We start from the raw sequence: 21,664 nt of genomic DNA, 5'->3' as shown, positions 1-21,664 counted from the left end.
AATCAAGGAAACTCTAGAGCGAAGATCGTCGTCGCCAGCAGCGCCGCCGCCCTCGTTCAGTGATCGGGCTTATAGACCCACCCCCTCACACACGTCAACAGCCAATTTCAAAAAACAACCAAGATCGAACAACCATCTGAAAACAAACACCAAATACAGACGGAAGTTATCAACAGGGGGAAACGCGCAAAAGCACCCGACCAAAAATGCCCGCCTTCCGGGATTCTTGCCGCAACAGGACCGAAATCACCACCCGACGAGACAGTGCCAACCCATCGCCACGACCATTTCAAGCCGCTCAGTTTGTGCAAGAGGTGGTTATAGCCATCTCCGTTACCCTTCCCTCAAGTCCCGCGGTCGACGGAGCTTACTGGCGCTGACCTCGCCACGGGGTGCCGTGAGATCTTCCGTGACGAGGCGACTGGGAGCAAGCGCCCCGGGTACCGACGCCCCGCTGTGGCGCGCCAGGCTCCCTTTCAGGTAAGACCGAGTTCCGCTGCGTCCACCGAAACGATGGCGCACGCTTTCCTCCTCACTATCTATTTTCGTGCGAACAGACGCCATGAGGCTGCCGGGCGAAGTGCAACTATCGTCGGAATAGAAAGCAGCCTTCCGTGGATCAGGTTTCGGTATGCTCAGCGAGAACTGGCTGTGGTCGAAAATCCTGTACACGAACAAGCTGCACGTCACTCCCGAGGAACTCTAGAAGCACTGCGTTGAACAAGGAGGCGGACTCGATGTTGACGATATGCCGTCCGGGCAGCGACAGGTGAAGGCCTCGCCGCACGCAAGCGGCGATGCCTTCCAGATCGGACGGCGGACAAGCCGGATCGTCCTCGCCGGAGATGGCAAGCAAGGGATTTTCGATCCGCACAAGGTCTTTTCGCAGGTCCGCCGTGGCCAGGGCGGCGCAGCAACCCACATATCCATCGGGCGATGTGGCGACGAAACTGTCGAGCACCTTGGCGACATCACAGGCCCCAGAAACGTTGAACTGCGGTGTGAACCAGCGTTCGGCCGTAGCTGGCACCAGCGCGCCAAGCCCTTCTGTTCGCACAGCCTCGATGCGCGCTGCCCAGCTTTCCGCAGTGCCGATCTTCGCAGCGGTCGCGCATATGACGACCTTGCCCAAGCGCTCCCGGGCATGAATGCCCAGCCACTGCCCGGTGAGACCGCCGATCGACAAGCCGCAGAAATGCGTCCGCTCGATATCCAACGCGTCGAGCAGCGCAATGACATCGCCACCGAGGTCGGAGAGACTGTAGGGGGGAGGCGGTGCAGACGACTGGCCGTGACCGCGACGATCGTAACGCAATACGCGGTAATGCCGCGACATCGCATCCACCTGAGCATCCCACATGTGCATGTCGGTGCCGAGCGAGTTGCAGAACATCAGCCAGGGCTTGTCAGAGCCGCCAATCGCGGCTCCGTCGATACGATAGTGGAGACGGTGATTAGGAAGTTCAAGAAAAGCCACGCTTCAAATACTCCTGTTGTCGGAGGCTAGGGATTGGCGCTCCGATTGCGGATGGTCCCGCCCGCTCCGCACCGGCCAGAGTGGCCGCGGGCCCATCCGCGATGAGTTGTCAGCGTCTCCCGGTCATCGTTCTGCACCTCATGCTGCGGCTAACCGAACAGCGGCGGACCGACGGGCATTACTGACCGCGAACACCAGCATGGCCAAGGCGGCGATCGCCGCCGGGATCGAGAAGATCAGGAAGTTCTGTTGAAGCGGAAATTCCTGCGCCAGCAGCACGCCGCCGAGCGTCGGGCCGACGATGGCGCCGATACGGCCTACGCCCGAAGCCCAACCGAGCCCGGTGGAACGGACCGAGAGGTTGTAGAGTTGCGCCACGCTGGCATAGAGCAGGATCTGCGTGCCGATGGTGGTGGCGCCGGCAACGAAGACCATCAGGAACAGGATCCCCGCCGGCGGGTTGAGGCCGATCAATGCAATGGATGCGGTGGCGGCGACGAAGAAGCCCACCACCACCTTCGGCAGGCCGAAGCGGTCGCCCAGCCAGCCTCCGACGATCGCGCCGGCCATGCCTCCGAAATTGAGCGAGAAGAGGCTGAGCAGGCTTGCCTTCTCCGCATAACCGGCTTCCTGCAGCACCTTCGGCAACCAGGACGACAGGAGATAAACGAGCAGCAGGCAGCAGAAGAAGGCGGTCCAAAGCATGAGTGTACGCAACGTGCGCTGGTGACGGAACAGTTCCGCGATCGATGCAGACGCGCCCTTGGTTTCGGAGAAGACCAGCCTGTCGTCGCGGCCAAGGGCTGCTGCGGGGGCGAGCTTCGCATAGATCTGTTTCGCCCTTTCCTGTTCGCCCTGGCGGATGAGGAAACCGAGCGATTCTGGCAGCTTCCACAGAATGACCGGCAAGAGCAGCAATGGCAGCGCTGCGACGAAGAACATCGGCTTCCAACCGAATTGCGGAATGAGGCCAATGCCGAGACCTGCCGCGACCATCCCGCCGACCGAGTAGCCGGAAAACATGATGGCCACCATGGTGCCGCGAAGGCGCTTGGGTGCATATTCGTTCATCAGCGCCACCGCGTTCGGCATCAGTCCGCCGCAACCGAGACCGGCGACGAACCGGAAGATCTTGAACTCACCCGGCGAGTTGGCAAAGCCGGTGAGCAGTGTGGACACAGTGAACAGCAGGAAGCTGATCGCTATGCCCTTCTTGCGGCCGATCCTGTCGGCAAGCGACCCGAAGAAGAGGGCGCCGAACATCATGCCGAACAACGCCCAGGCCTGGAGTGCGCCGGCCTGCGGCTTGGTCAAACCCCACTCGGCAATCAGCGTCGGCAGCACGGTGCCGGCGACAAAGACGTCGTAGCCGTCGACGATCAGCAGCAGTGCGCAGAGCGCGACCACCAGCCACTGAAAGCCTCCGAACGGATTGTTGTCTATCGCTTCATTCACATCGATGGTGCGCATGATCACTCCTCCCCGAGTCCGTTACGCATTCATGTCTCAAGTCTTCAGCCGAGATCTCCCCCGGCAACCGGCAGCACGCTTCCGGTGATGTAGGACGCCTCGTCCGAGGCGAGGAACAGGATGGGCGCCACCTGTTCCTCGATGGTCCCGTACCGCCTCATGAAGCTGGATTGCTTCACCTGCTGCACCACCTCGCCCATCCAGCCCTTTTCGGCTTCGCTATCGCCGTTGACATTGCGCGGAATACGGCGCGGCGGCGCCTCGGTTCCGCCCGGCGCCGTGGCGACAACGCGGATGTTACGATCGGCCAGCTCCATGGCAAGCGACTGGGTGATGGCGTTCACGCCGCCCTTTGCCGCCGAATAGGGCACGCGATGGATTCCGCGCGTCGCATTCGACGAGACGTTGACGATGGTGCCGCCACCGCGCGCGAACAGATGTGGCAGCACCGCATGGCAGCAATAGAGCGTCGGCATCAGTGACCGGCGGATCTCCGCATCGATCTGCTGCGGCTCGAATTCGCCGTAGGGGCGCATGCGGATCGCCCCACCGACAGTATTGATCAGGACATCGATGCCGCCGAAGGTGTCCGCGCCAAAGCGCATGGCGGCGGCGGCGCCCTCATAGGTTTCCAGGTCGGCGTTGAAAGCCGCGGTTTCCGCATCCGGAACCTCGGCCGCAGCATCGGCGACGAGGTCGGAGCGGTCGACGAAAACAACCCGTCCGCCCTCACGCGCTGCGCGGATCGCCACCGCCCGACCGATGCCCTGTGCGGCGCCGGTCACAATCAGCACCTTGCCGGCAAAACGATCTTTAAAGCACGGCGCGCTCATGCGGCCTCCTTCACGACCGCATTGGGCGTAAACTTCTCGTAGTGGAAGCTGTTCGGCCTCACGCCGCTGTCGTCGAAATACCTGCGGACAGCATCGACCATCGGCGGCGGACCGCAGAGATAGACGTCAACGTCACCGCCATTCAGCACGTCGGCCGGCATGTGCTGCGTGACCCAGCCCTTGCGTGGATGGTTGGAGGCTTCCTCGGTCACGACAGTGACAAAGCTGAAGTTGGCAAGCCGCTTGGTATAGGTCTCTATCTCATCGACGAGAACCAGATCGAGGTCGCGCGTGACGCCATAGATCAGGTGGATGCGTTGCTTTGAGTTTTCGCGGGCGAGCACTTCCAGCATCGACAGGAACGGGGCGAGCCCGGTACCGCCGGCAAGGAACAGCAGCGGCCTTTGGACGTCGCGGAGGTAGAAACTGCCGAGCGGCCCGGTCACTTGCAGCGTCGTTCCGACCTCGGCGCGCTCCAGCCAGTTGCTCATCAGCCCGCCGGGTATCTTCTTGATGAGAAAGCCGATGCCCCCTTCCCCTGGCGCCGTGCTGAACGAATAGGAGCGGCTCTGGCCGCTGCCCGGCACGTCGATGTTGGCGTATTGGCCAGGCAGGAAGGCGGGTGCTGCGTCCACGTCGAGCTCGAGCACGATCGCCGCGTCATTGTGCGGGCTCACCCGTGTAACTGTCGCGGAGAATTTCTGCTGCCCGGTCTTGCAGGCCGCCGATGTCGTGGGAACTGCGACCACGCAATCCGAAGTCGGCTTCATCTGGCAGGTCAGAACGAGACCGCTCTCCGCCTCATCCGCCGTCAGCGCATCGTCGATGAAGTCTTCGCCGAGGTCGTAGCTGCCGCTCTCGGCCCGGCACTTGCAGGTGCCGCACACGCCGTCGGAACAGTCCATCGGCAGGTTGATCTTGTTGCGGAAGGCGGCATCGAGCACTTTCTCGCCGTCCTTGCATTCGATGAAACGGGTCACCCCGTCTTCGAAGTTCAATGCGATCTTGTGGCAGCTCATGGAACCCTCCTCTTCAGTCCTTGTGCCGGCCGACGACGCTCGTCAGAGGTGATAGACGTCGACGACCTGGCGGATGTAATCGTTCTTCAGCACGATCTTCTTGTTCGCGATCAGAAGCCTGTCGCCGCTCTTTTGCAGCGTGACGAACATGGTTCCGAAGAACTGGTCGGTGACCTTGTAGCGATGGTTCAAGGTTTGGAAGTTGTAGCGCACGTCGACCTCATCGCCCCGGTCCTCCAGCACCTCGACATTGGTCACGTTGTGACTGGTGCGCGGTTCTGGCGTGGAGGCGCCGGAGCGCTCGGTCTTGATGCGAAACACCCGGTCCTCCAGCCCGTCGCGGCTTGGGTAGTAGATCAGTGAGATCTCAGAGTGCGGGTCTTCGGTGAGTTGATCATCGTCGTCCCAGGCCGGCATCCAATAGGTCACGTCAGGGGCATAGCAGGTCAGCCATTCGTCCCATTGGCGATCGTCCAGAAGGCGCGCTTCCCGGTAGAGGAAGGCGCGGATGGCGTCGTAGGAGATGCTCATGCGACCACTCCTTGCTTCTCGGCCACGAGCGCATCGCGCATCACCTTGGCCCAGTATTCGTGCTGGCGGACGAAAAGACCTTCGTCCTCGCTGCGCTCTCCAGACAGGAGCGGCTCGATGCCCATGCGTTTGGCGTTTTCGTCGGGGCCGTCGATCCACAACGGCGCGCCACGCGACAGGTCATTCCAGAGCGCTGCGGTTCCGGCATAGCCTTGTTGGCAGGCACGAAATTCTTCCAGGTCGTCGGACGTGCCCATGCCGGACACGTTGAAGAAATCCTCGTACTGACGGATGCGCAGCGCACGGTCTGCGGCGCTTTCGCCTTTCGGCGCGAAGCAGAAGATGCTGATCTCGGTCTTGTCGACGCTGATCGGCCGCGTCACGCGGATCTGCGTGCTGAACTGGTCCATCAGGAAGACGTTCGGATAGAGGCAGAGATTGCGGGTCTGGTTGACGATGAAATCCGCCTTGTCCTCACCGACGCGCGCGATGATCTCTTCCCGGCGGTTGTAGACCGGCCGGACCTCCGGGTTCATGGTGTTGGTCCACAACAGGATATGACCGTTTTCGAACCCGTAGACCCCTGCGACCGAGCGGCTCCAACTGTTGGCATCGACCGCCTTCGTGCCCTCCTCGTTGCGCCGGCCCATGGTGGCGGCGTAATTCCAGTGCACGGAGCTGACGTGATAGCCGTCGCAGCCGTTCTCCATCTGCAGCTTCCAGTTGCCGTCATAGATGTAGGACGAGTTGCCCCGCAGCACTTCGAGCCCCTCTGACGCCTGGTCGACAATCTGATCGATGATGACTTTCGTCTCGCCGAGGTAGTCTTTGAGCGCCGGCACGTCCTCCTTGAGGCTGCCGAACAGGAAGCCGCGATAACTTTCGAACCGCGGGACGCGCTTCAGATCGTGCGAGCCATCCTTGGCAAACTGCGGCGGGTACTGCGTGGATTTCTCGTCCTTGACCTTGAGCAGCTTGCCGCTGTTGGAAAAAGTCCAGCCGTGGAAGGGACAGGTAAAGCTGCCCTTGTTGCCATGCTTGCGGCGGCACAGCATCGCGCCTCGATGCGCGCAGGCATTGATGACGGCATGCAATTGGCCTTGCTTGTCGCGAGTGACGACCACCGGCTGACGGCCGATATAGGTCGTGTAGTAGTCGTTGTTTTCCGGAATCTGGCTCTCATGGGCCAGATAGACCCAGTTGCTTTCGAAGATGTGCTTCATCTCCAGCTCGAACAGGTCTTCGTTGGTGAAGATATCCCGGCGGCAACGGAATATGCCGGCTTCCTTGTCGTCCTGCACGGCGGTGGCGAGCAGATGATTGAGGTCCCGGGCTTTGTCGATGATCGCAGACATGATCTATCTCCCGCAAAGCGCGCACCTTCGGGCGCAGCCTTTGCAACGCAGTCGTTTATGACGATGATTGTCAGAGTGGCGGCCCCTCCGGGCCGCCGGTTTTGCCGCTCAGGCGGCCGCGCGCTTGCGCTGTTCGTTGATCTGGTTGTCGACACCGTTCACCAGGGCCGTGAGGTGAATGTCGAACGTGATCTCCGCAAAGGGGCCGGTCAGGCCATTGGCCTTGATGCTGGCCTCGTCGGTCCGCTCGATGACGGCCGGAACCAGGCCGTCTCGCGTCGCATAGGCGAAATCGTCGTCGACCAGCGGATCGCCTTCAATGTTGATCTGGGTCGTCAGCTTGCGATGGTCGTCGGCGCTGATGAACAGGTGGATATGCGCCGGGCGCTGGCCATGGCGGCCGAGTGCCGACAACAACCGCTCGGTCGGGCTGCCCGGCGGCACGCCATAGCCGTGCGGCACGATGCTGCGGAACTTGTAACAGCCCTTTTCGTCGGCGACGATCGTGCGGCGCATGTTGAACGGCGCCTGCTTTCCCGTCGGGTCGAAGTGCGAATAGAAGCCGCGGGTGTCGCAGTGCCAGACTTCGACGGTGGCCCCCGGCAACGGCTTGCCGTCGACGCCAAAGACGGTGCCATGCATGATCAGGGTGTGGCCGTCTTCGTCGGTGCCGTCGTCGAGACGGGCAAATCCGTGCGATACGGGCGCACCTGCCACATAAAGCGGGCCTTCGATGGTGCGCGGAGTCGGGTTTTCGATGCCGAGAGCCTCATCGATCGCGTCAAGGCGCTCGTCGAGGAAATGGTCGAGACCAAGACCGGGCGAGATCAGGCCGGCCTGGCTGGTGGCGCCGATCTCGTTGAGCCAGGCGATGCCGGTCCAGTATTCATCGGGGGTGATGTCGAGATCGTCGATGGCCTTGAACAGGTCGGACATGATCCGATGGACGATCTGCTTGACACGCGGATTGCCGCCGTTGTTGTCGAGGCCGCTCAGGACCTTAAGAAAGTCCTGTATCTCCGGCCTGTCGAAGATCTGCACGTTCATTTTTCATCCTCCTCTTGGATTGCTCAGAAAACTGGCGCGGTTCGCGTCCTCCCGGGCCACCGCCAAAGACGGTTTTAGCTATCGTCCTCGCGGACCGCCGAGGGATGCCGCACGAGCGGCGTCACCTCGATGTCCATGAATTTAAACAGCGGAAGGCCAGAGAGTATCTCGTGCAGTTCCGCGTTGTCCTTGACGTCAAAGACGCTGTAGTTCGCGTACTGGCCGACAATTCGCCAGATGTGTCGCCACTTGCCGCTCGTCTGCAGGTCCTGCGAATAGGCCTTTTCCCGGGCGATGATGTCGGCCGCCTCGGCCTGCGGCAGATCGTCGGGAATGTTCACATCCATGAGCACATGAAAGAGCATGTTCAGCCTCCCTGCCCGGCAATGCTGACCGTCTTGCGCAGCCCATCGCGCGTGAAGAAGGCCAGACGCTCTTCGTCCAGTTCGATACCGAGCCCAGGTCCTGAGGGCACGGTCAGCTCAAACTCGCTGTAGTTAAGCGGTGTCGTCAGGATCTCTTCGGTCAGCAGTAGCGGTCCGAACAGCTCGGTCCCCCATTGAAGGTTGGCGAAGGTCGAGAACACCTGCGCCGACGCCACCGTGCCGAAGGCCCCTTCGAGCATGGTGCCTCCATAAAGGCCGATGCCGGCTGCGTCCGCGATGGTCGCGACCCGCTGGGCATTGAAGAGCCCGCCGCTTTGCTCGATCTTGACGGCGAACACGTCCGCACCGCTGACTTTCGCGAGTTCGAAGGCGCTTTCGGGGCCGTGCAGCGATTCATCGGCCATCAGCGCGACGGGAAAGCGACGCACGAGCCGCGCCAGTGCCGCAGCCGAGGCGACCGGCTGTTCGACCAGGTCGCAACCGGCGTCCGCCAAGGCGGCCATGCCGTAGGCGGCATCCGTCTCGCTCCACGCCATGTTCACATCGACCCGCACCGAGGCACGCTCGCCCAGCGCCCGCTTGATGGCCGCAACATGGGCGATGTCCTGGCGCAGGGGCCTTGCTCCGATCTTCAGCTTGAAAATCCTGTGCCGGCGCAGGTCGAGCATCTTCTCGGCCTCGGCAATGTCCGTCTTCGTATCCCCAGACGCCAGCGTCCATGCGACAGGCAGGCGGCTTCGCATGCGACCGCCCAGCAACTCACTGACAGGCAGGCCGAGCCGCTTGCCATGTGCGTCGAGCAGCGCGGTTTCAACCGCACATTTGGCGAAGCGGTTTTCCTTGACCATCTTGCCGATGCGCGCCATCAGCGCCCTCACGGTGGTCGCGTCCTGACCGACCATGACGGGCCTGAAATAGGTATCGACGGCGAGCTTCATGCTTTCCGGGCTTTCGCCGCCATAGGCCAGCCCCGCGATCGTGGTGCCTTCGCCGATACCGACGATGCCGTCGCTGCAATGGACTTTGACCAGCATCAAGGTCTGGCCGTTCATGGTCGCCACCGAGAGCTTGTGCGGCCGGATGGTCGGCAGATCGACGAGCAGCGTCTCGACCCGTTCTACGAGGGGGAACGCTGCTGCGGTCGGGACAACGGATGTCAAGGTCGTGTTCATGAGGCGACTTTGCGCCGGGCACGCAGTCTCGTCCAACATCAATTGCATCTGCTATGATACCTTTCTGGTATAATAGCCCAAAAAATGCCACCTTATCTGCACTTCCCGCAGTGCAGCATATCGTCGACAGCTGGGACTCCGGGATAAGGGATGAGAGCAAAATGATGGATCTTCGCCAGCTTCGCTATTTCGTAGCCGTCGCACGTGAGCGAAACTTTACCCGCGCAGCCCAGATGCTGCACATCGCCCAACCGCCCTTGAGCCGGCAGATCCAGTTGCTTGAGGAGGACCTGGGCGTACCGCTCATCATCCGCAAGAGCCGCCCCGTCAGGCTGACGGAAGCAGGGCGTCTGTTCTATGAACAGGCGCTTCAGGTCCTCGGTCGGGTCGAACAGATGCAAGCGGCAACCCGCCGGGTCGGCTTGAACCAGAACAGCGTCCTGTCCATCGGCTTCGTTGCCTCGACACTGTACGGCGGGCTGCCCTCGCTGGTGCGAAAACTGCGCCAGCACGCCCCGGAAGTGGATATCCAGCTGTTGGAAATGGTCTCCGTCCAGCAAATCCCCGCGCTCAAGGAGGGCCGCATCGACATGGGTTTTGGTCGCCTGCGGCACAGCGACCCGAACGTGGTCGGTATCGTGTTGCGCGAGGAACGCCTTGTCGTGGCAATACCGAAAGACACGCCGCTGGCCGAGGAACCATCGCCGCTTCCGGTCGCCGCCCTTGCCGGTCAGAAGGTCATCGTCTACCCCAAGGAGCCTCGACCCGGCTATGCCGACCACGTACTGAGCCTACTGCAAAGTCATGACGCGCGCCCGGCCGAGGTTCAGGAAGTGCGGGAAATCCAGACCGCCCTCGGACTGGTCGCCGCCGAAGCCGGCGTGTGCATCATCCCCTCATCCGCGCGCCAGATGCGTTCGGACGTGCACTATCGACTGCTTGAGGGAAAGGGCGCAACCTCACCGGTCATCCTCAGCCACCGGATCGGGGACAATTCGCGGTATATAGACCTCGTGAAACGGCTGATTGCCGAAATGTACGCGGAAAACCCGCCCTGGCTGGACCCGGAATACAACCTTGTCCCCGGCCATGGCTTGATCGGCAGCCCAACCGAGCACTCTGAGAAATTTCAATAGGCGTAGGACGCGCTCGAGCAAGAAGGTTGCTTCGGCTTCTGACTGTCTGCGTTAGACGAACAAGGTGAAGTATCTGCTGCACCTGATCTCCGAATTTCACGCGTTGGGCTGCGCCATTAGGCTCCGTGAAATCGGGGAGCTACTCGGTCTGCCGGAAATTGCGGATGCGGTCGAACAGGACCGCAAGGATAGTCGCTCCACCAATGAACGCTCCCTGCCAGAAGGCGTTGATGCCGAGCAGCCCGAGGCTATTGCGGATCACCTCGATGAGCGCCGCGCCGACCAGTGCACCAAAGGCCGTGCCGACGCCGCCGGCAAGGTTGGCGCCGCCGATCACCGCCGCTGCGATGACCTGCAGTTCCATGCCCGCGCCGATATTGGTCGTCACCGCTCCGAGCCAGCCGGTCTGGATGATGCCGGCAACGCCGGCTGAAAGGGCCGAAATCATATAGACGCCGACTTTTATCAAGCGCACGGGAATACCGGTGGCAGTTGCCGCCTGTTCGTTGCCGCCGATGGCGTAGATGTAACGGCCGAGCCTCGTCCACCGAAGGACGAAACCGGTCAGCAGGGCCAGCACGATCATGTAGATCACCGGGTTGGCGATGCCGAACAGCCAGGCCCCGCCGCCAAGAGCGAGCAGTTTATCGTGGTCCGGACCGAACTGAAAAACGACCGTGTTGTTGGACGCGACCATCGCCAGACTTCGCGCGATCGAAAGCATACCGAGCGTGACCACGAAAGGGGGAAAGCCGACATAGGCGATGAGCACACCGTTGAAAGCACCGATGAGGAGCGCCGTTGCCACCGAAGCGGCAATCCCGACCTCGATGCTGTAGCCGGAATGCATGACCACCGCGAGGACCATGCTGCATAGGCACAACACCGACCCTACCGACAGGTCGATGCCCCCGGTGATGATAACCAAGGTCATGCCGAGGGCAATGATTGCGACGAAGGTGGTGTTGCGGGTGATGTTGTAAAGGTTCTTCGCCGTCGCGAACGAATCTGTCGCGAAAGAGAGGAAGATGCATGCCAGCACGACTGCGAGCAACACCCAGAAGGTCTGGTTGGCGAGGATTGCAGCGCCCAGCGTGCGTTGTTTCTGAGCGATTGTCTGGTCGAGCGTCGTTGCCATTGTCCCTCGCATTCCTCCAAGGCGGCATAACCTGCGCTCATCCTCTTTCGATGGCGCCGGTAATCAATCCCGTCACTTCTTCGGGCGACGTCTGCGCGATAGGCTTGTCGGCGACCTTTCGGCCGCGCCGCATGACGACGACGCGATCGGCGACATCAAAAACGTCCGGCATGCGATGGCTGATGAGCACGACCGCAATGCCGCGGTCGCGCAGTTCTCGGATCAGATGCAGCACCTCGGCAACCTGGCGCACCGAAATGGCGGCCGTCGGTTCGTCCATGAGCACGATCTTTGCCTCGGAGATCATCGTTCGCGCGATCGCGACCGCCTGCCTCTGCCCGCCGGACATTTGCCTGACGAGATCGCGGGGGCGGGTTTCGGATCGGAGCTCCCTGAAGATTTCTCCTGCGCGTCTGTACATCGCCTTGTAGTCCAGCACACGCAAAGGGCCGAAGCCGCGCCTCAGCTCGCGCCCAAGGAAAACGTTCGCCGCCGCCGTAAGATTATTGCAGAGCGCCAGGTCCTGGTGAACGATTTCAATGCCGTGCTGTCGCGCCTCTATCGGCCGATGCAGCACGATTTCGCTGCCGTCGAGCCGTATCGTGCCCTGGCTTGGGCGGTAGTTCCCGGCAATCATTTTGACCAGCGTCGACTTGCCGGCGCCATTGTCTCCCATGAGGCCAACCACCTGCCCCGCTTCCAGTGAAATCGAAACGTCGTTGACCGCCTGGATGGCGCCGAAGTGTTTGGAAATGTTGGTAAGCTCGAGTATCGCCACCAGCCGTCTCGCCTCCCGAAGCGCGCCGGTACGCCAAGGGGCGCGATCGTTCCTCGGTCTTCACCCAGCGGTCGACATCTTATTTACGCAAATCCTTATGAAGGCGTCAATGACGTCCTTTGCCGAGCAACTGTTTTGTATGACAAATAGACGTTGCCCTGTATATTAGCTATCGGTTGGAGGCGAGCATGCTGATCCTTGTCACCGGTGCAACGGGCAAGGTCGGGCGGAACCTCATCGCGGGGCTGCTTGACCATCCGCTTTTTTCGCAGGCGCAGATCCGTGCGCTCTGCCACAATCGCTTGCTCGATCCGTCAGAGCGGCTGGACGTGGTCTGCGGGACGATCGCCGACCGCGAAGTCGCCGAAGCGGCAATGAAGGGCGTCACCCATGTCGTGCACCTCGCCACCTGCAAGGAAACGCCCGACGCTGTCATGGACATCACGATCAAGGGATTGTTCTGGCTGCTCGAGGCGTTCCGGACCAGTCCTTCCGCACGCCAGTTCATCCTCATCGGTGGGGACGCGGCGATCGGCCATTTCTTCTACCGCCACGATGGTCCCGTGACGGAGAAGACGCCGCACCGCGCCTATCCCGGTTGCTACGCGCTGTCGAAGGTCCTCGAGGAAGTGATGCTCGAGCAGTACGTGGTTCAATATGGCACGAACGGTTGCTGCCTGCGTGCGCCGTGGATCATGGAGAAGGACGACTTCAAACAGACATTGTCGTTCGGCGACGATGTTTTCGGCGCCCCCGACTGGAAGACCTTTTTTGCGCCCGCAGAAGCGCGACGATACGCCGAGGCCGGCACCGTGCCGCTCCTGCGTGATGCCGATGGCCGGCCGCTCAAACGCAATTTCGTGCATGTCGGCGACCTGGTCTCGGCGATCCTCAAGGCGATCGACAACCCGCACGCCGAACGGCAACTCTTCAACATATCGATGGACCGCCCGGTCGACTATGGCGAGGTCGCAAGCTACCTCGCACGCACGCGCGGCCTCGGCTCGGTCGACGTTCCGAGCGCCTTCCACTCCAATTGGATGGACAACAGCAAGGCGAAGTACCTTCTGGACTGGCGCCCTGACTACGATCTCGAAAAGCTTATCGACTCGGCCTGGCAATACGAGCGTCCGCCGAACGATCCTCGTGTTGTCTGGTATCCGGGTTGATTTGTGCCGCGGACAGATGCTGTCCGCTTGTTCAACGGGAGGAAAGAATGAGAAAGACAATATTGCTGGCCGCCGTTGCCGTCCTGGCGCTCTGTGCCGGTCAGGCACTGGCCAAGAAGCAGCTCGTCATCGTCGTGAAAGGCCTCGACAACCCATTCTTCGAAGCGATCAACCAGGGTTGCCAGAAATGGAACAAGGAAAATCCGGATTCCGAGTATGAGTGCTTCTATACCGGCCCGGCCTCGACGTCCGACGAGGCGGGCGAAGCGCAGATCGTTCAGGACATGCTCGGCAAGGCCGACACGGCTGCAATCGCCATTTCGCCCTCCAATGCCAAACTCATCGCTCAGACGCTGAAGACCGCAAACCCGACGATCCCGGTCATGACGCTCGACGCAGACCTCGCCAAGGAGGACTCGGCCCTGCGCAAGACCTATCTGGGAACCGACAACTACCTGATGGGCGCACGGATCGGTGAATACATCAAGAAGGCCAAGCCGAGTGGCGGAAAGATCTGCACGATCGAAGGCAATCCCGGGGCAGACAACATTCTGCGCCGAGCCCAGGGCATGCGCGACACGTTGACCGGTCAGGAGGGACTGGCGGAACTGAAGGGCGAGGGAGGCTGGACGGAAGTTGCAGGCTGCCCGGTCTTCACCAATGACGACGGCGCCAAGGGCGTGCAGGCGATGACGGATATTCTCGCCGCCAATCCGGACCTCGATGCCTTCGGCATCATGGGTGGCTGGCCGCTGTTCGGCGCACCGCAACCCTATCGCGATCTGTTCAAACCGATCGCGGAAAAGATTGCCAAGAACGAATTCGTCATCGGCGCCGCCGACACGATCGGTGACGAGGTGGCCATCGCGCGTGAAGGGCTGGTGACGGCTCTCGTCGGGCAGCGCCCGTTCGAAATGGGCTACAAGGCGCCGTCTGTCATGCTGGACCTGATCGCCGGCAAGCCGGTGGAAGATCCGGTGTTCACCGGTCTTGATGAATGCACCAAGGACACAGTCGACACGTGCATCCAGAAGTGACGGTCTCGTCAGGGCCCCGGTCGCGGGCGCCCGGACAAAGTCTTCATATTCGGCAGAGCCCGCGCAGCGACTTTATGGCGCTGGCGCGGGCGGTGTCAGGTCGACCCCGTTGACGCGAGCGACATGCGTCGCCAGCATCGGAACGTATTGATCAGCGGCACCGGCGGCGACGGCGCCGGCGAAAGCATTCTTCGCGGCGTTGCCGAGCGGGTTTGCCATGCCGACCGCGTGAGCCATCGACTCGAGGTAGGTCAGGTCCTTGAGCGCATTGGCGAGGGAGAACTTATGCGCATCACGATCCCCCTCCAGCGTCCAACGCATGAAGGTCTGGTAGAAGCCGCAATCCATGCGGCCGTCGCGGATGATGCTGTCGAAGCACGCTGGCGAGATGCCCACCTTCTTTGCCAGCGCCAACGCTTCGGAATAAAGCGCCGCGTAGCCGAGCGAGATGAAATTGTTGAGCAACTTCACGCGGTGCCCGTCGCCAGTCTCTCCGACATGAACGATGCGCCCGGCCCAGGTATCGAGTATCGGCTTGACGCGCGCGAAGAGTTCGTCGGAAGCGCCCACCATCGTGTCGAGCGTTCCGGCCCAGGCTTCCTTCGGGGTCCGGCTCAGGGGCGCATCGACGTAGCCGACATCGCATTCGCCGAGTTCTTGGGCGAGCACAAGCGTCGAGCCTGGGTCGGATGTCGAGCAGTCGACGATCACGGAACCGGGGCGCATAGCCGACTTCAGGCCCTCGCCGCCGCGGATGATCGCTTCGACTTCACGCGAGCCCGTTACGCAGAGGAAGACGACCGTCGAGCGGACCGCAACGTCGCGCGGCGTCGAAACCTCGACGGCGCCCCGGGCGACGAGATCCTCCGCCGGCGCCCGCTTGCTGCGTCCGAGAAAGGTAAGCGGATAGCCGTTCTCGACGATGTTCTTGGCGATGCCGTGCCCCATGAGGCCGATGCCGATAAATCCGATCCGTTCGCCCGCATCCATTTTGCTGCTCATCATTCGCCCCTCGTTCCGTGGCCTTTCGACAGCTACACCGGGTCGCTTCCGCCGGCCGGCCGCTCGGGTGGCCTTTGCCAATGGGCGGGCCAATTCTCTTCGGCCTGCCGACAGACACTATCTACCGATCTCGCAAAATGTGGAGAGCAGAATGACAAAGAGGATCATCTTCACCGGGGGCAGCGGCAAAGCCGGCCGCCATGTCGTGCAATATCTCGTCGAACGAGGTCACCAGGTGCTCAATCTCGACACCCGACCGCTTGACAACCCGAACGTCAGGACGCTCATCACCGATATCACCGATAGCGGGCAAGTCTTCAACGCCTTGTCGAGCTACACCGGGCTGCACGAGTTCGACCCATCCTTGAGGCCGCAGCCGATCGACGCCGTCGTACACTTTGCCGCCATTCCGCGCATCATGATCGCTCCCGACAACGAACTTTTCCGCGTCAACGCACTCGGCACCTACAACGTCATTGAAGCGGCCGCGAAACTGGGTATCCGCAAGGTCGTCATCGCATCCAGCGAGACGACCTACGGTCTCGTCTTCGCCAACGAGCCCCGCAGCCCCGCATACTTTCCGCTCGATGAGGAATACGATGTCGACCCGATGGACAGCTATGCCTTGTCGAAGGTCGTCAACGAACAGACGGCACGCGCCTTCGCCCTGCGCAGCGGCATCGACATCTACGCCTTGCGCATCGGCAACGTCATTGAACCGCATGAGTACGAATTGTTTCCCAGATGGTTCGCAAATCCGGGCTTCCGCAAGCGCATCGCGTGGAGCTACATCGATGCGCGCGACCTCGGTCAGATCACGCTTCGCGCGGTGGAGAAGGATGGGCTGGGGTTCCAGATCTTCAACGCAGCCAGCGATGACACCTCTTCCGATCTGCCGACCCGCGAACTAATCGACCGTTTCTATCCGGGCGTGCCGCTCAAGCGGGAACTCGGCGAATTCGAGACGCTGCTGTCGAACCGGAAGGCCCGTGAAGTGTTGGGCTTTCGCAGCGAGCATGGCTGGAGAAAATACGTCCCCGCCGGCTGACGTACCGGACCCGATCTAACAACAGAAACGCAATGCTTCGAAAGCTGTCATCGATCGCGAACACAAGTAGGAGGCTATCGTGGGTCCGCCCAGGACGCGCTTTACGCGCTTGGAACACAACAGCTTGGCAGGATGACTACGTCCAGCAGGTGATGGTCGAATAACGTGTGGTCGCACGAGGCAAGAAATGATAAGCCAGTTAGGCGGAGGCATGACCATGCAGAACAGCATAAGGCTGGCATATGGCTAAAGTAGTTTCCACACGAGCTACCGGCGACTTGGTGCAGCAGGTTCTGGAACGTCCGCGAGCACTTAAGAAGAAAACTCTGCCCTCCGACGGTTCCACGACGAAACTCACCCTCAATGTCGATACCGACGTAGTCGATTGGTTCAAAGCATCCGGCACCGGTTGGCGCGCAAGGATGCAGGACGCTCTTCGAAATGCAACCGAGCTCGACAAGGATGCTTGATCCCAACGGATCCGCCGGAGTAGCAGTCAATGAGCGCGACGACATCGGCGGCGACCTGGTGCCCGACGACATGACATCGGCTAAGGACGGCGGCTTTTACGGCTGACCCTGCAGCTGTTTCGGCCAGCGCGTCGACACCAGGGTCCAGCCCCAAAAAGCTCGTAACTTCTCGACGGGGCAAGAGATCGCGGCTATTCCTCGGTTCAATCCGCGCGATGCGCTGGATCGGCTCCCTTCATCGTTGCGTGGACCTCCGCCTACATGTTGTTGGTGACCGGTGGCGATGCCCAACTGCCTTCCACCGTTCTATTCAGCTGCCTTGCGCGGAACGAGCCGCAAACCTTGCAATTGCGGCCCCTATCGGACGGGACGGCCGCTTTGCATACACCAATTTCGCGGCATCTCGCTCAGATCATGACATATCGCACAATGCGATTTACGGAGCGGCGCGGCACTCGACCTCTGAAGGCTCTTGAAGAGCCAGCCTACGGCTTTGTGGATGGGACACGTGCTGCGTGCGTCTCAGGGCAGCGCGCGAGCACATGCCCGATGGCATCTCGGCCGACGCCCGTCCATCACGCACACATCGTATACAATGCTTGCGTATTATGTTGACAATAAACTATTTTAGCGTTTCCTTATTGTGATCCGCCGCGCCATTTCGTGCCGGATGCCAAAAATGGGGAGTGAGATGATCAACAGACGCTCGACATTGAAATCGTTGGCGCTCGGCGCCGTTTCGATCCTGGCAATTGCAGTCGCAAGCACCTTTCCCGCACAAGCCGAGAACAAGGAACTCAAGATTGGCTTCGTCGGCGTGACCAGCGGTCCCGCCGCGGCCTGGGGTACATCCAACGTCCGCTCGATGCAGACGCGCGCAGATTGGCTCAACGAGGCCGGCGGCGTGAAGATCGGCGACGACACCTACAACATCACTATCGTGACCTTCGACGACCAGAAGGATCCCAAGCGGGCCATCGCCGGCATGGAGAAGATGGCACAGGAAGGCATCCATTATGTCGTCGGACCGAATGTCGATGACGGCGCGGCGGCCGTTCGTCCTGTGGCGGAATCCAAGGGGATCATCTATTTCCCCTACGCCTTCCCGAAATCGCTTTATGTCGCACCGGCCTCGAATGCGGTCCTCGGCATGGTCGCCAATTATCAGTCCGGACCGGCAATCTACAAATATCTGAAGGAAAACAAGAGTGTGAAGAAGGTGGCTTTCATCGCCGCCAACGAATCCGACCCGATCAGCCAGCGTGACAGCGGCGTCGCTGCAGCCAAGGAACTCGGGCTGGAAGTGGTCGCCGAGACCGATACCTACCAGAACGACACACGCGACTTTACACCGGTGCTGACGCCGATCGTCCAACTGAAACCGGATCTGCTCGTCCTGTCCGGTGTGGCCCCCGCCAATGCGCCGCTGTTGATCCGCGCGGCACGCGAACTCGGCTATGAGGGCTTGATCTCGGCAGAAACGGCGCAGGACGCGACCGTGCTGCAGGAAGGCGCTGGTGAACTCGCCAACGGCTTCATCTCCGTCGGCGGCGCTTCGACCCCGGAGATCCGTACGCCACTGATGGAGGAGTTCATCGAACGCTACACCAAGAAGTTCGGCGAATATAATGATGAGTCCAACACCAAGGTCTACGCGCTCGAATACATCATCGAAACGCTCAAGGCGAACCCCAAGGCGATAGACGACGTGGCCGAGTTCAAGAAGACCATCGACAGCTTCTCCGCGCCCAATCCCTACGCCAAGGACGGCATGCTGAAATATGTCGGCACGACCTCGTTCGGCCAGAAGCGCCAGGTCTCCGTGCCGATGGTGGTGACCGAGTTCAAGGACGGCAAGTTCGAGACGTTGTTCGTCGGCGAAGTGGACTGACGTTGCCTGATTAAGTCAATCGAGGTTCGGGACCGGTCCCGAACCTCCCCGGCGATCGGATTTTCCGCCATGGAACAGGTCATTGCCAACGGACTGTATCTGGGTGCCCAATATGCGCTGATCGCGCTCGGGCTGACACTGATCTTCGCGCTCATGAACGTTCTCAACTTCGCGCACGGGCAGATGTACGTGCTGGGTGGCTTCGTGACATACTCGATCTACGGTCAGCTCAAGCTGCCCTTCCTGGTTGCGCTGATCTGTTCGGGGGTATCGCTGGCGATCGTCGGCGCGCTGATGGAGAAATTCCTTTTCCGGCCGGTGATCCGACGCAGCAAGCGCGAGGAAAGCACGATGCTGCTCGCCGCTGCCACCGCATTTTTCCTCGATGCCCTCATATTGCTGCTATTCGGCGAGAAACAGCGCGGCGTGCCGAAGATCGTCAGCGGCGTTTTCATCTCCGACAGTGTGATCTTGCCTTACGATCGCATCGTCGTCGGCCTGATCGCGATACTGATGATCGCCGCCTTCATGCTCTATATGCAATACAGCAAACCGGGCCGCGCCATGCGGGCGCTGGCGCAAGACCGCATTGCCGCGCAGCTGATGGGTGTCAAGGTCGAGCGCTATTCCATGATCGGCTTCGCACTCGGGGCAATGCTCGCCGGTGTCGTCGGCGGTTTGCTGGTCAGCATCACCGGCGTCAACTCCGGCATCGGCGGACCGATTTCGATCAAGGCGTTTCTGATGGTGATGATCGGCGGCGCCGGCGTGGTTGGCGGCGCAATTGCCGGTGGTTTCATCCTCGGGATGATGGAATCGGTCGGCCTCACCGTGCTGCGCGAATATGGCGACGTCACCTATCTCGTCATCTTCGCGCTGCTCATGGCCTTCCTGAGCATCCGCCCGCACGGGCTGATGGGCAAACCGTGGGGCTGATATCATGCGTAAATCGTCGACCGTCAGGATCGTCTCCGCCGCCCTGTTCTTGTTGGCGCTGCTTGTGGCTGTCCCGCTGCTGATCAGCATCACCGGCCGCAGCGACCTCTATTACACGCTGACCTCGGTCGCCCTTCTCAGCATCATCAGCGCAGGCGTGTGGATCACCTTCTATATCGGTCGCATCAATATCGGCCAGGGCGCCTACGCGCTGATGGGCGGCTATGTCTCCGCCATCCTGGTGACGAATTATGGTGTGTCGTTCTGGCTGACCCTGCCTCTGGCGGGCCTGTTCTGCGCTGTTGCCAGCGTTCTCATCGGTCTGCCGATTCTGCGCCTGCGCGGCGTTTATTTTGCCATGGTGTCGCTGGTGCTGACGGAAGTCGCGCGCCTGCTTGCGCTTGCCATGCCGATCACCAACGGCGCCAAAGGCATCGTCAGCATCCCCCTGCCGGCCGGCATAAGCCTTTTCGGCATCACCCTCGTTCCGGATTTCGCGAGCCTCGCCAATCCCCGGCTTGCCTTTTACATCGTCGCTGTATTGTTGATGGCGCTTTGCTTCCTCGGTCTCTATCGGCTCGCCCATTCGCGCATCGGCCAGCTCTGTCAATCGCTGCAGCAGAACGAGGAGCTCGCCTCGTCGATCGGCGTCAATATCGCCTACCTCCGCGTGGTCGCCTATGCGCTCTCGTCTTTCCTCGGCGGCGTCGGCGGGGCGATGTTCGCATCGATCTCCCAGTCGATTTATCCGTCGAGCTTCACGGTCGCCGACTCGGTCAATTTCATGCTCAATTGCTTCCTCGGCGGGCTTGGTTATGTGCTCGGACCGATGCTTGGAACCTTTGTTCTCTATTTCGGCTGGGACGTGCTGTTCCAGGCGGGAGAATTCCAGCTCCTGATCTTCTCGACAGTGCTGATCGTGCTGATTCTGGTCCTACCCAACGGCCTGCTGAGCCTAGCTCTGCCCGGCAAGAGGAGCGGCTAGCACCATGACCGACATTCTCGAAGTCATCGGCCTTACCAAACGTTTCGGCGGGCTCGTCGCGGTCAACGACGTCTCCTTTTCGGTGCGCGAGCGCGAGATCCTTTCAGTCATCGGGCCGAACGGCGCCGGCAAGTCGACCCTGTTCAAGCTGATCGCCTCCTTCCTGCGGCCGACCGAAGGAGAAGTGAAGTTCAAGGGCGAGCGGATCTCCGGGCTGTCGCCGCACATCACCGCTCGAAAGGGTGTGGTGCGGACATTCCAGGAGACCACAATCTTCAAGGACATGACCGTGCGCGACAACGTCGTGACGGCTCACCATCTGCGGTCCCGCGCCAGCCTCGTCGGCTTTTACTTCGGCAGTGCCTCGGCGCGCAGCGATCTGGACGCCTTCGGCAGATCCGCCGACGAGATTCTCGCCTTCCTTGGACTGGAGGCGATGCAGGCCGAGATCGCCAGCAACCTGCCCCACGGGCATCTGCGGGCGCTCGGCATCGCCATCGCGCTTGCCACAGATCCTTCCGTCATCCTGCTCGATGAGCCCTTCGCCGGTATGAACCACGACGAGACCAGGCGCGCGGTCGAAATCGTGCGCAAGCTGCGCGAACGCGGCATTACCGTGCTTCTGGTTGAACACGATATGCCGGCCGTCATGAACATTTCCGACCGCATCGTCGTGCTCAACTTCGGTCAGAAGATCGCCGAGGGTACCCCGGCGGAAATCCAGCAGAACCCAAAGGTCATCGAAGCCTATCTCGGTGCCGAAGACGAATCGATCGGATTGTAG

General features: G+C 61.1%; 21 protein-coding genes. 9 read left to right on the top strand and 12 right to left on the bottom strand.

Going from position 1 to position 21,664, the window contains the following annotated elements; all coding sequences use genetic code 11:
* Positions 1-619: 619 nt before the first annotated feature.
* The 9 genes from pcaD to AC244_RS31925 all read right to left on the bottom strand — a co-directional run bounded on the left by pcaD (position 620) and on the right by AC244_RS31925 (position 9,290).
* On the bottom strand, positions 620-1,477 hold the full coding sequence (pcaD, locus tag AC244_RS31965) for a 3-oxoadipate enol-lactonase (protein WP_082367296.1): 858 nt from the start codon (positions 1,475-1,477) through the stop codon (positions 620-622).
* A 138-nt stretch (positions 1,478-1,615) separates the two neighbouring features.
* Positions 1,616-2,947 (bottom strand): MFS transporter, encoded by a 1,332-nt coding sequence (locus AC244_RS31960; RefSeq protein WP_053252853.1) that lies wholly within the window; start codon positions 2,945-2,947, stop codon positions 1,616-1,618.
* Positions 2,948-2,991: 44 nt separating this feature from the next.
* Positions 2,992-3,780 (bottom strand): benzoate diol dehydrogenase BenD, encoded by a 789-nt coding sequence (benD, locus tag AC244_RS31955; RefSeq protein ID WP_053252852.1) that lies wholly within the window; start codon positions 3,778-3,780, stop codon positions 2,992-2,994.
* Complete coding sequence (gene benC, locus AC244_RS31950) at positions 3,777-4,799, bottom strand: benzoate 1,2-dioxygenase electron transfer component BenC (RefSeq protein ID WP_053252851.1); 1,023 nt, start codon at positions 4,797-4,799, stop codon at positions 3,777-3,779. Before benC ends, benD begins: the two co-directional genes overlap by 4 nt.
* A gap of 42 nt (positions 4,800-4,841) precedes the next feature.
* Entirely contained in the window at positions 4,842-5,330 is a 489-nt protein-coding gene (benB, locus tag AC244_RS31945) for a benzoate 1,2-dioxygenase small subunit (RefSeq protein WP_053252850.1), read from the bottom strand.
* A complete protein-coding gene (locus tag AC244_RS31940) occupies positions 5,327-6,685 on the bottom strand; it encodes a Rieske 2Fe-2S domain-containing protein (protein ID WP_053252849.1) in 1,359 nt (452 codons plus the stop codon). Before AC244_RS31940 ends, benB begins: the two co-directional genes overlap by 4 nt.
* A 108-nt stretch (positions 6,686-6,793) precedes the next feature.
* The gene (catA, locus tag AC244_RS31935; protein WP_053252848.1) at positions 6,794-7,732 is read right to left on the bottom strand and encodes a catechol 1,2-dioxygenase; all 939 of its coding nucleotides are present in this window, start codon (positions 7,730-7,732) and stop codon (positions 6,794-6,796) included.
* Between the two features lie 74 nt (positions 7,733-7,806).
* On the bottom strand, positions 7,807-8,097 hold the full coding sequence (gene catC / locus AC244_RS31930; RefSeq protein ID WP_053252847.1) for a muconolactone Delta-isomerase: 291 nt from the start codon (positions 8,095-8,097) through the stop codon (positions 7,807-7,809).
* Between the two features lie 2 nt (positions 8,098-8,099).
* Positions 8,100-9,290, bottom strand: coding sequence for a muconate/chloromuconate family cycloisomerase (locus AC244_RS31925; protein ID WP_053252846.1), 1,191 nt, complete (start codon positions 9,288-9,290; stop codon positions 8,100-8,102).
* Between the two features lie 164 nt (positions 9,291-9,454).
* Between AC244_RS31925 and AC244_RS31920 the strand changes: the two genes are divergently transcribed.
* Entirely contained in the window at positions 9,455-10,426 is a 972-nt protein-coding gene (locus AC244_RS31920) for a LysR family transcriptional regulator (RefSeq protein ID WP_053252858.1), read from the top strand.
* A 139-nt stretch (positions 10,427-10,565) separates the two neighbouring features.
* Here AC244_RS31920 and AC244_RS31915 read toward each other — a convergent pair whose 3' ends face one another.
* On the bottom strand, positions 10,566-11,564 hold the full coding sequence (locus AC244_RS31915; protein WP_053252845.1) for an ABC transporter permease: 999 nt from the start codon (positions 11,562-11,564) through the stop codon (positions 10,566-10,568).
* A gap of 37 nt (positions 11,565-11,601) precedes the next feature.
* The gene (locus AC244_RS31910; RefSeq protein ID WP_053252844.1) at positions 11,602-12,345 is read right to left on the bottom strand and encodes an ATP-binding cassette domain-containing protein; all 744 of its coding nucleotides are present in this window, start codon (positions 12,343-12,345) and stop codon (positions 11,602-11,604) included.
* 185 nt (positions 12,346-12,530) lie between these two features.
* On the opposite strand from AC244_RS31910, the gene AC244_RS31905 reads away from it, so the two are divergent.
* On the top strand, positions 12,531-13,511 hold the full coding sequence (locus AC244_RS31905) for an NAD-dependent epimerase/dehydratase family protein (RefSeq protein ID WP_053252843.1): 981 nt from the start codon (positions 12,531-12,533) through the stop codon (positions 13,509-13,511).
* 47 nt (positions 13,512-13,558) lie between these two features.
* On the top strand, positions 13,559-14,548 hold the full coding sequence (locus tag AC244_RS31900) for a sugar-binding protein (RefSeq protein WP_053252842.1): 990 nt from the start codon (positions 13,559-13,561) through the stop codon (positions 14,546-14,548).
* Positions 14,549-14,620: 72 nt separating this feature from the next.
* Here AC244_RS31900 and AC244_RS31895 read toward each other — a convergent pair whose 3' ends face one another.
* Complete coding sequence (locus tag AC244_RS31895) at positions 14,621-15,550, bottom strand: NAD(P)-dependent oxidoreductase (protein WP_082367297.1); 930 nt, start codon at positions 15,548-15,550, stop codon at positions 14,621-14,623.
* Positions 15,551-15,701: 151 nt separating this feature from the next.
* Between AC244_RS31895 and AC244_RS31890 the strand changes: the two genes are divergently transcribed.
* The 6 genes from AC244_RS31890 to AC244_RS31865 all read left to right on the top strand — a co-directional run bounded on the left by AC244_RS31890 (position 15,702) and on the right by AC244_RS31865 (position 21,664).
* Positions 15,702-16,598: an NAD-dependent epimerase/dehydratase family protein gene (locus AC244_RS31890; protein ID WP_053252841.1), complete on the top strand. Its 897-nt coding sequence runs from the start codon at positions 15,702-15,704 to the stop codon at positions 16,596-16,598.
* A gap of 242 nt (positions 16,599-16,840) precedes the next feature.
* Positions 16,841-17,068 (top strand): BrnA antitoxin family protein, encoded by a 228-nt coding sequence (locus AC244_RS31885; protein ID WP_082367295.1) that lies wholly within the window; start codon positions 16,841-16,843, stop codon positions 17,066-17,068.
* 691 nt (positions 17,069-17,759) lie between these two features.
* Positions 17,760-18,959 (top strand): ABC transporter substrate-binding protein, encoded by a 1,200-nt coding sequence (locus tag AC244_RS31880; RefSeq protein ID WP_053252839.1) that lies wholly within the window; start codon positions 17,760-17,762, stop codon positions 18,957-18,959.
* A gap of 69 nt (positions 18,960-19,028) precedes the next feature.
* Positions 19,029-19,895 (top strand): branched-chain amino acid ABC transporter permease, encoded by an 867-nt coding sequence (locus tag AC244_RS31875; RefSeq protein WP_053252838.1) that lies wholly within the window; start codon positions 19,029-19,031, stop codon positions 19,893-19,895.
* Between the two features lie 4 nt (positions 19,896-19,899).
* Positions 19,900-20,880, top strand: coding sequence for a branched-chain amino acid ABC transporter permease (locus AC244_RS31870; RefSeq protein WP_053252837.1), 981 nt, complete (start codon positions 19,900-19,902; stop codon positions 20,878-20,880).
* A 4-nt stretch (positions 20,881-20,884) separates the two neighbouring features.
* Positions 20,885-21,664, top strand: a complete 780-nt coding sequence (locus tag AC244_RS31865) for an ABC transporter ATP-binding protein (protein ID WP_053252836.1) — start codon at positions 20,885-20,887, stop codon at positions 21,662-21,664.

The sequence above is a fragment of the Ensifer adhaerens genome, assembly GCF_001270265.1.
Taxonomy (GTDB): Bacteria; Pseudomonadota; Alphaproteobacteria; order Rhizobiales; family Rhizobiaceae; genus Ensifer; species Ensifer adhaerens_B.
Note: the sequence above shows the minus strand (reverse complement) of the source record. Positions and strands in the feature narration are given on the sequence as shown.